Annotated in this window: 9 protein-coding genes and 3 pseudogenes; 5 read left to right on the top strand and 7 right to left on the bottom strand. The window is 66.4% G+C overall.

Annotated elements, in window-relative coordinates; translation table 11 throughout:
• Together CA234_RS11525 and CA234_RS11520 are read right to left on the bottom strand one after the other, a co-directional pair.
• Nucleotides 1-795: a nickel permease gene (locus CA234_RS11525; protein WP_125974334.1), complete on the bottom strand. Its 795-nt coding sequence runs from the start codon at nt 793-795 to the stop codon at nt 1-3.
• Nucleotides 792-989 (bottom strand): DUF1289 domain-containing protein, encoded by a 198-nt coding sequence (locus CA234_RS11520; protein WP_125974332.1) that lies wholly within the window; start codon nt 987-989, stop codon nt 792-794. Before CA234_RS11520 ends, CA234_RS11525 begins: the two co-directional genes overlap by 4 nt.
• 406 nt (nt 990-1,395) lie before the next feature.
• On the opposite strand from CA234_RS11520, the gene CA234_RS11515 reads away from it, so the two are divergent.
• Nucleotides 1,396-3,498 (top strand): TonB-dependent siderophore receptor, encoded by a 2,103-nt coding sequence (locus tag CA234_RS11515; protein ID WP_125974499.1) that lies wholly within the window; start codon nt 1,396-1,398, stop codon nt 3,496-3,498.
• Nucleotides 3,499-3,539: 41 nt separating this feature from the next.
• On the top strand, nt 3,540-5,330 hold the full coding sequence (locus tag CA234_RS11510) for a M14 family metallopeptidase (RefSeq protein WP_125974330.1): 1,791 nt from the start codon (nt 3,540-3,542) through the stop codon (nt 5,328-5,330).
• Nucleotides 5,331-5,618: 288 nt separating this feature from the next.
• On the opposite strand, the gene CA234_RS11505 is transcribed toward CA234_RS11510, so the two are convergent.
• The 3 genes from CA234_RS11505 to CA234_RS11495 form a co-directional block, all read right to left on the bottom strand.
• Nucleotides 5,619-6,362, bottom strand: coding sequence for an alternative oxidase (locus tag CA234_RS11505; protein ID WP_241213466.1), 744 nt, complete (start codon nt 6,360-6,362; stop codon nt 5,619-5,621).
• A 473-nt stretch (nt 6,363-6,835) separates the two neighbouring features.
• Nucleotides 6,836-7,078: a hypothetical protein gene (locus tag CA234_RS24920; protein WP_241213465.1), complete on the bottom strand. Its 243-nt coding sequence runs from the start codon at nt 7,076-7,078 to the stop codon at nt 6,836-6,838.
• Between the two features lie 148 nt (nt 7,079-7,226).
• Nucleotides 7,227-8,060 carry a hypothetical protein gene (locus CA234_RS11495; protein ID WP_126001753.1) on the bottom strand — a complete coding sequence of 278 codons (834 nt, stop codon included), beginning with the start codon at nt 8,058-8,060 and terminating at the stop codon, nt 7,227-7,229.
• Nucleotides 8,061-8,250: 190 nt separating this feature from the next.
• Between CA234_RS11495 and CA234_RS11490 the strand changes: the two genes are divergently transcribed.
• Both CA234_RS11490 and CA234_RS11485 read left to right on the top strand, forming a co-directional pair.
• Nucleotides 8,251-8,514, top strand: coding sequence for a winged helix-turn-helix domain-containing protein (locus CA234_RS11490; RefSeq protein ID WP_126001752.1), 264 nt, complete (start codon nt 8,251-8,253; stop codon nt 8,512-8,514).
• A gap of 9 nt (nt 8,515-8,523) precedes the next feature.
• Entirely contained in the window at nt 8,524-10,899 is a 2,376-nt protein-coding gene (locus CA234_RS11485; protein WP_126001751.1) for an AAA family ATPase, read from the top strand.
• Between the two features lie 415 nt (nt 10,900-11,314).
• Here CA234_RS11485 and CA234_RS11480 read toward each other — a convergent pair.
• Nucleotides 11,315-11,662: pseudogene (locus CA234_RS11480) on the bottom strand (integrase core domain-containing protein); the annotation flags it as partial.
• Between the two features lie 153 nt (nt 11,663-11,815).
• On the opposite strand from CA234_RS11480, the pseudogene CA234_RS11475 reads away from it, so the two are divergent.
• Nucleotides 11,816-13,112, top strand: a pseudogene (locus CA234_RS11475) (IS110 family transposase).
• A 208-nt stretch (nt 13,113-13,320) separates the two neighbouring features.
• On the opposite strand, the pseudogene CA234_RS11470 reads toward CA234_RS11475, so the two are convergent.
• A pseudogene (locus tag CA234_RS11470) lies at nt 13,321-13,441 on the bottom strand (IS3 family transposase); the annotation flags it as partial.

Raw genomic sequence — 13,441 nt, 5'->3', positions numbered from 1 at the left:
TCAGGCGCGCGTTCCTGCCGTTGCCCGCCAGCGGCTGGCGAGCAGCAGGAGAATGATCGTGGCCGCGGCGGCGACACCGATCGCGGTGAATGCTCCGTCCGGCAAGGCGACGGTCAGCCCTGCCAGTTCGGCGAGCGCATAGCCGGCGGTGCCGAAGCTGAGTGCCACCACCAGCCAGCCCACCGCGCGGCGATAGCGCTGCACGGTTGCGGTGGCGCGGCCGCGGGTACGCAGCAGCCGGGCGACGATCTGGCTGTCGAGCGTATCGGCCAGCATCATGCCGATGGCGAAGGTCGCGGCGATCGCCAGCGCGGCGGTCGTCCCGCCCTTCGCCGTTGCCGCGGCACCCCAGGCCGCGGCTTGCGTGGCGGTGTCGAACACCAGCCCGAAGATCGCCCCGATCGCGACCACCGCCAGCGGATGGGTGCTGGTACGCAGCCGCTTCGGCACCAGCGCGCTTCGCCACCCCACGGGCGTGTAGCGCGCTTGGGTCAGCAGCGCGTGCAGGTTGAGCGTTCCCACGATCAGCAAAAGGCCGATCACCGCGAGGTCGATCATCGGCGCCGTCCGGGCCGGCAGCACGAACGCGCCCGCCGCCAACGATACCCCGATGGCGACGGCGGCGACCGACAGGCTGTGGCCCAGCGCGAACAGCGTGCCGACCCACAGCGCCAGCCGTGGCCGCACCTCGACCGTGCGAAACACGATATTGTCGATCACCGCGACATGATCGGGATCGAGGCCATGGCGCAAGCCCAGCACGAAGATCAGCCAAAGCGCGGAAAACTCGATCATGCCTCTTCCTCGGCAACCCGCACGCCGCGCGCGTCGAGCTTGGCCAGCCGCGCCGGCAGCGCCTTGCGGATCGCCAGCAGGCGGGGGCGCGGCGCCTTCTTCCATTCGCGGCACTCGGGCAGCGTGCGCCCGCACGCGACGCACCAGCCGGTGCGGCCGTCGAACCGGCAGACGCTGATGCACGGGCTCTTCATGCGCGGCCGGTACCCGTTGGTCGGTCAGGAATCGCAGGAATGCGGCACGGAGACGATGTGGGGAAAAGGGAGGACATGAACGCTCGCATGATACAATGTATCATTCATCATTGCGGATGTGATGACAGGAATCAAGCGCCGAGGTTCGCGAAGGGGGAGGCCTATACGCGGGATCTCGCGCCGGAGAGCATCGCGTGGCCCGGAAACACTCCGTAGCAATCCTCGCGCTTGCGCAACAATTTGTATAACGTTACAACATCTCACGTCGCTGGCGGGCCACAGGGTCGCCAGACGTTGCGCATTGGGTCCGCCACGACCGTGGCCGGCGCCCGCACCAGACACAGGGGATTTGGCGTTGCACCTTTCCGTTCGTACCGGCTTGCTTGCCGGCGCTCTTCCGTTCGCCATGCTGGTCTCCGCGCCGGCCTTCGCCCAGGCCGTGCAGGAGACCGGGCTGGAGCAGGACCGCGAGGAGATCACCGTCAACGGGGTGCGCCAGTCCTATCGCGGCAATTTCGCGCTGCGCGAGATCCCGCAGGCGATCGCGGTGATCGAGGACAAGGTGTTGCAGGAGCAGAACATCACCCGCCTCACCGATGCGCTGGACCTCAATGCCTCGGTCGCCCGCCAGAATACGTTGGGTGGCCTGTGGGATTCCTTCGCGATCCGTGGCTTTGCCGGCGACGAGAATCTGCCCAGCGGCTATCTGGTCAACGGCTTCAACGGCGGGCGCGGCTTCAGCGGCCAGCGCGACGTGGCGGGGATCGAGCGCATCGAGGTGCTCAAAGGCCCCGCGGCGGCGCTGCTCGGGCGCGGCGAGCCGGGGGGGACGATCAACCTCGTCACCAAACAGGCCCAGCTCGGCCGCAGCTTCGGCAGCGCCTCGCTGCAATATGGCAGCTTCGATCGGGTACGCGCCGAGGGCGACGCCAATGTCGCGCTCACCCCCGGCATCACTGCGCGGCTGATCGGCTATGTCGAGGATGGCGACACCTTCCGCGACATGGTGCACCAGAAGCGCTGGGGCCTGCTGCCGTCGTTCGGCGTCGCGCTGGGCGCGGCGACCCGCGTGACCTATGATTTCGAATGGACGCGGGTGGAAACCCCGTTCGATCGTGGCATCGTCGTGCTCAACGGCAATCTCGACACGGTGCCGCGCGCGCGCTTCCTCGGCGAGCCGGGCGATGGCGACACCGTCGCGCGCGCGACCGGGCATCAGCTGCGCGTGCAGCATGATTTCAGCGACCGCTGGAGTCTGCTGGTCGGCGCCAGCCACCGCGACACGCTGCTGACCGGCTTCTCCTCCGATGCCGAGACGGCGGCCTCGCGCCAGAAGCTCTTCGTCGACGGCCATTCGTTGTCGCGCCAGCGCCGCAGCCGCTACTACGACGCGGCACAAACCGCGGTGCGCGCCGAGGCGTCGGGCAGTTTCGAGACCGGATCGCTGCGCCATCGCCTGCTGTTCGGTGCGGACCATGACCGGTTCGTCTACGACCAGGTCTTCACCCGCGTGCGCCCGCCCGCCGTGTCGTCCAACCCCAGCGACCGGGCCGGCTATGTCATCGACATCCGCAACCCGGTCTACGGCCGCTTCCCGCTGCCGACGCCGGGGGTGATCACCGATCGCCGCGATGTGCAGGAGGCGAGCGGCGCCTATCTGCAGGACCAGATCAGTCTCACCGACCGGCTGCAGATCCGGTTCGGCGGGCGCTACGACCATCTGCTCCTGCGTACCGACAACCGCCAGACCGCAGTGAACAGCCGCCGCACGCGCGATCGGTTCAGCCCGCAGGCGGGCATCGTCTACCGGCTGAGCGATCCGCTGAGCCTCTATGCCAGCTATGGCGAAGGCTATCGCGCCAATGTCGGCACCGATGCGGCGGGCGTGATCTTCGATCCGGAGACGACCCGCTCGATCGAGGCGGGGGTCAAGTTCGGCGCTTTCGGTGGGCGGCTGAACGGCACCGTCTCCGTGTTCGAGATGAACAAGCGCAATGTGCTGGCCACCGATACCGCCAACCCGGGCTTCTCGGTCGCGATCGGCAAGGCGCGCAGCCGCGGCGTGGAAGTGGATCTGACGGGCAAGCTGCCCGGCGATCTCGACCTGCTGCTCAGCTATGCCTATGTCGACGCCGAGGCGCGCTCCAACGTGCTCGATCCGAACTTCTCCTTCCAGGTGCGGCCGGGCGACCGGCTGATCAACATCCCCGATCACACTGCCAATGTGCAGCTGGCACGCGACTTCACGCTCGCCGGAATGAAGGCCCGGTTCGGCGGCGGCGTGCAATATGTCGGCGAGCGCTCGGGCGAGACCGGCACGCGGTTCACCCTGCCGTCGCACACGCTGGCACGGGTGTTCGGGGAGGTCGGGATCACGGAGCGGCTGCAGCTGTTCGGCACCGTCTCCAACCTGTTCGACGCGCATTGGTATGCGAACAGCTATACCCAGCTCTGGGTGCAGCCGGGCGCACCCCGCACCGCCACGATCGGCCTGCGCGCGAACTTCTGAGCGCGCAGCCAGCCTCCTGATCCAGTAAGAGTATCGCGACCATGATGCCTTCGTGCCCCCGCCTGGCGACGTTCGCCGCCCTCCTGCTCTGCGCGAGCGCCGCGCCAGCCGCCGCGCAGGACGTGCTCGACCTGCCGCCGGCGCTGCCCTGGTCCGGCAAGAGCGCGGCACTGGTCGCTCGGCCCGGTGATCCCTGGATCACGCCGGCGGAAGCGGCGGGGTTTCGAACGACGCCGCGCTATGCCGAGGTCCGCGCATGGCTGGAACGGCTCGATGCGGCCTCCGACCTGATCACGCTGCACGGCTTCGGCCGCACGGGCCAGGGGCGCGAGATGCTGTATGTCCACGCCAGCAAGGGCGGGGGACCCAAGCGGGTGGTGCTGGTCCAGGGCGGCATCCATTCGGGCGAGATTGACGGCAAGGACGCCGGGCTGATGCTGCTGCGCGACATCGCGCTGCGCGGCAAGGCGGACCTGCTTGACAAGGTCGATCTCGTCTTCGTGCCGATCTACAATATCGACGGGCACGAGCAACTGAGCCGCTGGAATTTCGTCCATATCCGCGGCCCCGCCGAAAAGGGTGCGGAGGCCAATGCCCGCGACATCGACCTGAACCGCGACTACGCCAAGGTCGACGCGCCCGAGACGCGCGCGATGATCGGGCTGATCCGGCAGCTGGACCCCATCCTCTATGTCGACTGCCATGTCAGCGAGGGCTTCGACATGCAGTATGACATCACCTTCACCTATGCCGGCTGGGGCAAATATGCCCGCCACCGCGCTACCGCCGACTGGCTGGAGCAACGCTTCGGCCCCGCCGCGATGCAGGCGCTGACGGCAGCAGGCCATACGCCGATCATCTACCCCAGCCCGATCGACACGCGCGTGCCGAGCAAGGGCATCCGCTACAGCCCCGAAGGGCCGCGTTATTCGACCGGCTATGGCGACTTCATCGGCATGCCGACGGTGCTGGTCGAGAACCATATGCTCAAGCCCTATCGGCAGCGCGTGCTCGGCACCTATGTGCTGCTCGAGGCGGCGCTGCGGATCGCCGGCAGTGACGCTGCGCGGATCGCCGAGGCCAAGGCGCAGGATCGCGCCAGCCGCCCGGCCGAACTGCTTACCCGCTGGACGCCCGCCGAACAGCCGATCGGCTGGATCGAGCAGTTCAAGGGGGTCGCGTTCGAGATGGTGCCGTCGCCGGCCTCGGGGCGCCCGGAACAGCGCTGGACCGGCAAGCCGATCACCTTCCGCATGCCGATCATCGGCCAGCGCCCCACCGAGCGCGTGCGCCTGCCCAAGGCCTGGTGGATCCCGCCCGAACAGGCCGAGGTGATCGATCGCCTGCGGGTCCATGGCATCGCCTTCGAGACGATCGAAGCGCCGCGCACGCTGCGGCTCGATCGGGTGCGGCTGGTCGATGCCAAGCTCGCCCAGCCCAAGGAGGGCAGGGTGCCGATCACCGCCGGGTTCGTCCACGGCGTCGCCGAGCAGGTGTTGCCGGCGGGCAGCGTTCGCGTGCCTGCCGATCAGCCGCTGGGGCTGCTGGCAGCCGCGCTGCTCGAGCCCGAGAGCCAGGACTCGTTCCTGGCCTGGGGCTTTTTCCCGGAAATGCTGGCACCCGTGCCGAGCACCGATGCCTTCATCCTGTCCGCGCTCGGCGAGCGGCTGCTCGCCACCGATCCGGCGATCAAGGCCGCATTCGAGGCGAAGCTCCAGGCCGAACCCGGCTTTGCGGGCGACCCGGACGCGCGGCTAGCTTGGTTGTTCGCCCATGCGGGCACCGGCCATGCCTTTCTTCTGCAATATCCTGTCGCGCGGGAGCTGAACTGACCGGAGCACGATACATTTGCGCCGTAGAGATGCGGTACGGTCGAAGACCATGACCTGCGCAACCGGACGACCGCCGATGCGACCGCCATGGCCTCCCTCTCCCGCAGCACCAGAAGCAGATCCCGTGCGGCGATCGTAGAGCGCGGGCGCTTGCCGCTCGCCATGTTGATGAAACCGAGCGGCCGGCGAACCCTCCGCATCGTGACCGGCGAACGGCCTTGCGCTGCGATCTTGGAATGCCCTTCGTCCGCACCGCTTCGAAGCCGCTGGAGGCAGCGACGATCGCGGTTACCCGATCGCGTTTGTGCTAGACTGCGGCGCCGGGAGCCCCGAGAGCACGGGCTCCTGCACGGCAGGGCCGTCCAACTCGGCGGCGTGCCACGGATAGGGCGAGATCGCGCCGGGCGTCTTGCCCCCCAGGTCGGCTGCGAAGCCGTGGTTCACGTCGCGGTGATGCGCTTCATCGGCGCGCACTACCAGTACCACGTCGCGCAGCGTGGCACTTTCGGGCAGCCCCCAATAGCGGCATGCGATCGCCGGCGCGGGCACGTTGGCGCTGCGCCCCGCATCGATTTCCGCGAGATAATGGGTGTAGCTGATCACCGCCTCTTCCTCGAAATAGCCGACCAGCCGGTGTGCGGTCTTGGGGCTGATCAGGTAGAGGGCGAAGAAGAAAATGTAGAATAGCCACTGGACAATGAGCACGATGAGCCGCTCGAACAGGGTCGGCTTGCACACCTCCAGGAAGGTCATGAGGTGCATGCGTTCGTTCTCGGCCTCTTCCATAAGGATGCGGATCCAGCCCCGATCGGACTTCATCTGTCGCAGGCACCGCAGATGGGTGAGTGTGGCACCGACCATGCCAGGCACCGCCGCCACCGTTTCCAGCACGATGGCGCGGTGGCCGTAGCGCTTGGCAAAGAAAGTGTCGGCGAAGAACCGCAGCAGCCTCGTCACGGCCAGCGCGAAGCGATCGGAACCGCCATGGGCAGGGTGATGGATGGAAAGGTCAATCTCGGGGGGACGGCGCATGATGGCACTCCTGAAGGCTATGAAGTCGGGCGCGGCACGCAGCCAGGCCAGTGGCTGGAAACCGACGCAGCGGGACCAGTTGGCCGAACAAGTGCGCGGTCGGGCCACGCGACGATCTTGACCTCGCGTGGGCTGCACTCGGCACCTCCAGTCCCATCGTCGAACGCGGCGGATGTACCTGCGTCGATCGATTCGGCGACGTGAGCGGGGGTGACGCTCGCCCGCAGCCAAGGCGTGCCGGACCACCAGAGCGTCCGGCCCTGACCGATGACCTGGCAAAGCAGCAACAGGCCGGCGGTCGCCGACGCAATCGTGAGGAAATCGCGCGGCGCGAAAGCGGCGCTCTTCTCGCTGGGCGGCAGTGGCAGGGCGACGCCAAGGCAAGTTCGAGTGCGTGCAGGCCCCATAGTCCGCTGTTGACCAGCACCTCGACGGGGACAAGCCGAGCCAGTGGCGTACCGATCCCATGCCAATCACGCGCTGAGCGGCTTTGCCTTGGGTGGGAAGGCCTGCATCAGAGAGTAGGTGCCGAGCGTGACGAGCGCGGCGGCGGCAATCCCGCTGGTCGCGCGGACGAACACCGCCGCCCAGAAGCCGGCGAAGCCGAAATGGAGCAGCCCCGCGAACGCGTAGAGACCGAGGAAAAAGCCGGTCACTTGCGGGATGCCGAATTGGGCCCGCGCCTTGACGAGCGAAAGGTTGGCGCTCGCATTCATCACGACATAGATTGCGGGCGAGGGCGGGACGCGAGTGACTGTTAGTGCGTCTAAGAGACCGTTTGGAAATGCGCCTGGGCGCATTCCAAACAGGCTCTAAGGGCTCCGAGGGCCCTCTTCGACTAACCCGTTGACGTCGAAGCGCGTTTCATGCGATCTCCCGGATGCATCGTTCCCGCACCGCGGAACGCGGGAGCCGTTCGAGGATCGCTTCGGCCATGCGTTCCTGCACGTCGAGGCCGCCTTCGCCGATGATGTCGATGCGATCCGACCAGAGGATTCGCCCGCATCGACTGGAAAGTTCCACGCATACGCGATGTACTTCCTGCATCCGCCGGATCGTGCCGTGCAGCACCAGGGCCGCGCCGGCATGCGTGGCGACTTCGTCGAGCGAATAGCGGCTCTCGCGAAACTGGAACATGATCGCTCTCGGCACGACGCGGAGATGCGCATCACGCTCCGCCGCGTAGATGATCTCGTCCGTCACACCCGCCGCAAAGGCCTTTTCGTGAATGCAGAGTGCGGTGAACGGCAGCACCGCCAGTATCGGCGGCTCCAGCGCCGCGCCTGGGGCATCGGCGGCGATGCACCGCGCATCCTGCCGCAGGCGAAAGCTCGGCGCATAGCCTCCCGTCGGAATCGACACGATCACCGCGTCTTCACGACCCACACCGGCATAATAGGCGGCAAGCTTCCGCCGCAATCGGCGCGCCTCCACGCGCACGGCGGAATCGATCCTCGGGTCATACTCTATGACACCACCATAGAGTTCGACGCCGATCACCAACTCCTTCAGCGTCGCCGCGCGGCCCGCCAGCGCTTCCTCCACCACGAAGTGCAGAAAGGCGTACAGCTTGTCCGAACCGGTGAACGCATGGGCGCGAAGCCGTTCCAGCTGTGCCCGCACTTGCTCCGGCGTTGGCCGATGAGTCGTCTCCCCGGCGCCGGCGTCGACCGGCGCCGCAATCTCCACGAGGCGCATACACTATCTCCCGGCGCGAAACGGCACGGACGTCGAGCAATCCAGGTCTACGTCCGTGCTCGGGTCCGGATAGCCGAAGCGCCCAAAAGCCCCGACTTAACAGGTGCCAAACGCTGCTAATTCGCGCATACGGTTAGCGCTAACGTGTCTGCGGGGGGACGTAGGTGGGTCGGCTAGACGCCAGACGGTCATGAGCGAGCGGAGCATCCGGTTCGGCTCGTTCGAGCTTCGGCCGGAACGAGGGCAATTGCTGAGTGGCGGCGTCCGCGTCGGCCTGGGGTCGCGTGCGCTCGCGATTCTGGTGCTGCTTGCCGAGCGCGCCGGCGAGGTCGTCGCGGTGCAGGAAATCACCGATCGCGTCTGGCCGAACATTTTCGTCCAGGAAAACAATCTTCGCGTGCACATCACCGCGATCCGGCGCACCCTGCGGGCCGGGGCGGAGGACGATATCTAGATCGTCAATGTGCCCGGCCGCGGCTATCGGCTGCGCGCCGACGTGACCATCGAGGCGACAGGCGAGCAAGCGCCCGAGGCGACGATGTCTGCGGAAATCCGCCCGCTTCCGCTTCCGTTGCAGATCAACCGCCTGATCGGCCGCGAGTCTTGCGTAGCCGAAGTGGTGGAATGCATCGCGCGCCATCGGCTTGTTACGATCGTCGGCCCAGGCGGCATCGGCAAGACCAGCGTGGCGCTGGCGGCACTTACGGAGCTCCGAACCCGTACCGCCGTCTGCTTCGTCGATCTGACGAACTGCACGTCCCTTGCACACGTCGCCACCGCCACGGCCGCGGCGCTCCAAAGCCCGATGGGCCAGGACACGACGCCCGCCGTGCTGGTGGAACGCCTGCGCGCAGCCGAACTCGTCCTCCTGATCGACAATTGCGAGCATCTCATCGACATCGCGGCCAAGGCTGCAGAGGCGCTGCTGCACTCCTGCTCCCGCGTGAGGCTGTTGGCGACCAGCCGCGAACCGCTGCGGGTGCCGGGGGAAGTGCGAGTGCATCTCCAGCCACTGCCTGTACCCGGCGCCGCAGACGCGGTTGAGACGATCGCCAGCAACCCCTCGGTCGCGCTGTTCGCAGAGCGTGCCGCGGCAGCGGCTGGCGGATTCCGGCTGGCCGAGGAGAATGCCCGACAGGTAGCAGCGGTGTGTCGCTCGCTCGACGGGCTGCCGCTGGCGCTTGAACTGGCGGCGGCGGCGATGCCGATGGTGGGGCTGGAGGGGCTGTCCACCGGGTTGGTTGGGCGCCTGTCGCTCCTGTCCTTTGGTCGACGCACGCTCGCGCGGCACGAAACGCTCGAAGCGATGCTGGACTGGAGCTTCGAACTGCTCGCGCCCGACGAGCGGCTGATATTAGGTTGTCTCAGCCTGTTCCGCTCCACCTTCGATCTTGCCGCCGCCGTGCAGGTGGCGACGCCGAATGGGGCGGAGGATGCGCGCGCTGCTCAGGCCATTCTGCAACTTGCCGCCAAGTCGCTGCTGTTCATCGAGCCGTCCCGGCAAGGGGTCGCCTATCGCCTGCTGGAGACGACCAAGGCCTATGCGCGGCGCAAGCTCGAGGGCTCCGGTCATGCGGAAATCGCGGCGCGCCGGCATGCCGAATGGGTCGGGATGCTGCTGGATCGCGCCCAGGCCGATTGGCTGCGGATGGATCGCGCCGCCTGGTGGGAACGATATGGCAACGCGATCGACGACGTCCGCGCGGCGCTGGTGTGGTCGCTCGGCGAGGCCGGGGACAAGCGGCTGGGCGTCCGCCTCATCCTGGCTTCCGCGCCGCTTTGGCTCGGCATGTCGCAATTCGCCGAATATCATCGCTGGCTGCAGCAAGCGCTCGCCACGCTGGACGCGCTCGGCCAGCGCGGCGGGGCCGAGGAGATCCAGCTGCAGGTCGGCCTGTGCGTGCTGTTGTTCAACGCCGACCGGCCCGGCGAAGGGTTCGTGCGCGCGGCGACACAGGTGTTGCGCATTGCCAAGAAGATCGGCGATCCGGTGGCCCGGGCGACAGCGCTGTGGTTGCTTTCGGGGCAACGGGGGATCATGGGCGATCATCCCGCATCGCTGACGCTCGCGCAGCAGATGTTGGCGCCCGGAAGCACGGATGTCGACCGCGACCTGCAGCATTTCGCCCAGCGGGTGGTCGCCGGGATGACCTTCCGCGTGGGGCGCATGGAAGAAGCGGCGGCAATCGGGGCAGAGCTGGTCCGCCAATGCAGCGATCGCACCGCCTATGGCGCGGTGCTTCGCTACGATCATTCGACGATATTGCGGGGCAACCACAGCGTCACGCTGGCGGTGCAGGGCCGGCTGGACAGCGCCCGGGCGCTTGTCATGGAAACGGTGATCGATGGCCGGCGGCTGCGCAATCCCAGTTCGTTCTGCTATCTGCTGAGCAGCGCGGCCTGCCCGATCGCGCTGTGGCTGGGCGACGACGAACTGGCCCGGCACTATGCCGATCTGCTCGGCTGCGTGGCAGATGAAAACCGCTTCACCTACATGGCCGAACTCGCTGCATGGTTTTCGCGGATCGCCGACCTGCGCATGGGCAAGCCGCTACAGCCGTTTCCGATCGACCGAATCCGCCCCCCTTGCCGCACGACAAGGATGTTTTCATCACCGCTTGCGCAGCGCTGTGCGATTCGGAAGCGACCGCGCGGGCAGAAGCTAGCGCGCCTCACTGGGCAACTGCCGAGATCCTGCGGGCTGATGGCGAGAATCGGCTGCGCGCCGGCGATGCGGTGGCCGGGCGCGCGCAGTTCGAGCGGGCGCTGGCGATCGCGGAGACGCAGGGCGCCGGACTATGGGCGCTACGAGCCGCGACATCGCTGGCCCGCTTGGTGACGCCGGACGCAGCGGCGCGCATTCTGGTACCCGCACTCGCGCGTATCGAAGGCGATGAGCATTATCCGGACGTACGGGCGGCGCGCGCCTTGTTGCCGGAGTTGACCAGCTAACGCCGGGTCACGTCCCCGGGAGACATCGGCAGCTACGTCGTCTTCCATTCGTCACAGAAAGAAGCCCCCTTGCGTACTCACCAAGGCAGGAACAATGCTGGAAATCATCCTACGCTTCTTGGGTGCTAGCGGCGCGTTGCTCTTCTTTGGGAAAGCTAGTCCAATTCAGAAGAGAGCGCTGGGGTGTGAGAATTGGAGATTGATACGGCAGGTCAGCGGTTGGCGCCGGAGCCAGTACTTGCGCGGCTGCGGGAGCCGCAAGTACCGGTCGGGCGGTGACCTGCCCCCGGTTGGTCCTGCAGTCATAACGAGAGTCCGCCGGTTTGATATTCGTGGTGCGCCACCGGCACAAGCGCGCCGGGCGTGACGCCTCCGTCTTGCAGGAACGCGCGGCGCGCTTGTGCCGGTGTTCGGTTTCCTAGCGACGAGTGCGGCCTGACGTTGTTGTAGTCGTAACGCCAGACGGCCAGCTTCCGCCTGGCGTCCGCCAGGCTGTCGAACAGTTCCTCGTTGAGCAGCTCGTCGCGCAACGACCCATTGAATGATTCGATGAACGCGTTCTGCTGGGGCTTGCCAGGGTCAATGTAGTGCCACTCGACCCGGTTCTCGCTGGCCCATTTCAGGATTGCCCGACTGGTAAACTCGGTTCCGTAGCACATTGGGAACCGATCCCGCGAAGAGCCGGATTGCCTTGTTGAAGGCAAGGGCGCGTAGCGCCCGCGGGCTTCATCAAGGCGGCCATGACCGGCCAGCAGATCTCTAAAGTGAAGTTGTCGACTCAACACTTTGGAGATTGACCGACCATGACCAAGCGCAGTTCTAACCCCACCGACGCCGTGCTGGTAGCCATCGATATGTCAAAGCATCGCCAAGAGGTGCTGATCGAACGTCCGGAAGGCGGTCGCCGGCGGCGGATGACCGTGATGGCAACCAAGGCGGACTACGATCGCCTCGCAGCGGACCTTGGAGAGATCGGGCGGCGGATTGTCGTCGGCTTTGAAGCGACCGGTAACTACCATCGCACCCTGGCGCACCGGCTGCTGGCCGCGGGCTTCGAGCTGCGGTTGATTTCGTCGGTCGCGCTGGCCCGGACCCGTGAGGCGTTGCACAATGGCTGGGATAAGAACGATTCCAAAGACGCGCAGGTGATCCTGCACATGCTGCGGATCGGCGCCACCCAGCGCTATGTCGACCCGCTCGCCGCCGGCATCAACGATCTGCAGGAGATGTCGAAGACGCACGAGGCCATTTCCAAGGCCAAGACCCAGACCTGGCACCGGATCCTGACCCACTACCTGCCGTTGTACTTTCCGGAGATCGAGCGCTTCGCTGGCAACAGCCGGTCCGATTGGTTCCTGGCCTTGCTCGAGCGCTTCCCCACGCCAGCGAGCATGACATCACTGGGCCAGGAGGCATTCACGAACGAGGTCTGGCCATTAGTCGGTCGCAAGGTCTCCAAGGCCCGGCTGATCAACGATATTTACGCGACAGCCTGTGCTTCCGTGGCCCTGCCGGTCGACGAAGACAGCGTGGCGATAGCCATGTTCCGCATGGTCATCGCCCAGGCTCGAGGCCTGATCCGCCAACGCGACGAGATCGAGCGAACGGCCCATGCCTTGCTCAGCGACAACCGCGATTATCAGCTCCTGCGCCTGATTCCCGGGATCGGGCCGATCAACGCGCTGACCATCCTTGCCGAAGCCGGCGATCTTCGCCGCTTCGCCCACCACCGGCAGTTCCTCAAGTTCTGCGGACTTGATCTCGCGACCTGCCAGTCCGGCACATTCCGCGGTAAGACCAAGCTGTCGAAGTATGGCAACGCCCGGCTACGCCGCACCTTCTGGATGGCGACTCAGGTTGCCATTCGCCAGCGCGACAACAGCTTCCGCGACAAGCTGGGTCGGTACGTGGCCGGACACGGCAACGACCCGGATCGCCGCCGCAAGGCCATGACCGCACTCACCGCCAAGATGGCGCGCGTCGCGCACGCCGTCATCAAAACGGGAACCGAGTACCGTCCGTTCGTCGAACGGGCGGACACCAGATGGAAGGACCCCTCTCTGCTGTGCCGTGAGGGCGCTACGGCGACCCTGTAGATAATGTTCGGGCCTTCCATCTGGCATCCGCATCTCATTTTAAGGACGGTGAGGACCACGACCGGCTCGGACGCTGGATCCTGTGTTTGCTATGGCCGAGAGCGCTTTCCTTGACGATGGAAGCCATCTGGATCAGAACCGCATAGCGCTGATCGCCATCGGCGCAACGAGACCTGCTGGCCGTTTTCCGCCGCTGCTTCCCGACCTAGGACGTTGTCGCTCACGACACAGGCCGGTTTGCCATAGAGACGCACCAGCGTGTCGAGCTCACGTGCGACCCTGACGCCCGAGATGCTGGTGTCGCCCAGCAGACACAGGTTTTCGCGGCAGGCG

The sequence above is a fragment of the Sphingomonas sp. ABOLE genome (assembly GCF_003950455.1).
Classification (GTDB): domain Bacteria; phylum Pseudomonadota; class Alphaproteobacteria; order Sphingomonadales; family Sphingomonadaceae; genus Sphingomonas; species Sphingomonas trueperi.
Note: the sequence above shows the minus strand (reverse complement) of the source record. Positions and strands in the feature narration are given on the sequence as shown.

Bases quoted from the DNA above. Each gene is read 5' to 3' on its own strand.
- CA234_RS24920 (WP_241213465.1), bottom strand. From the start codon at position 7,078: ATGAATGCGAGCGCCAACCTTTCGCTCGTCAAGGCGCGGGCCCAATTC.
- CA234_RS11520 (WP_125974332.1), bottom strand. From the start codon at position 989: ATGAAGAGCCCGTGCATCAGCGTCTGCCGGTTCGACGGCCGCACCGGC.
- CA234_RS11515 (WP_125974499.1), top strand. From the start codon at position 1,396: ATGCTGGTCTCCGCGCCGGCCTTCGCCCAGGCCGTGCAGGAGACCGGG.
- CA234_RS11505 (WP_241213466.1), bottom strand. From the start codon at position 6,362: ATGCGCCGTCCCCCCGAGATTGACCTTTCCATCCATCACCCTGCCCAT.
- CA234_RS11525 (WP_125974334.1), bottom strand. From the start codon at position 795: ATGATCGAGTTTTCCGCGCTTTGGCTGATCTTCGTGCTGGGCTTGCGC.
- CA234_RS11495 (WP_126001753.1), bottom strand. From the start codon at position 8,060: ATGCGCCTCGTGGAGATTGCGGCGCCGGTCGACGCCGGCGCCGGGGAG.
- CA234_RS11510 (WP_125974330.1), top strand. From the start codon at position 3,540: ATGATGCCTTCGTGCCCCCGCCTGGCGACGTTCGCCGCCCTCCTGCTC.
- CA234_RS11490 (WP_126001752.1), top strand. From the start codon at position 8,251: ATGAGCGAGCGGAGCATCCGGTTCGGCTCGTTCGAGCTTCGGCCGGAA.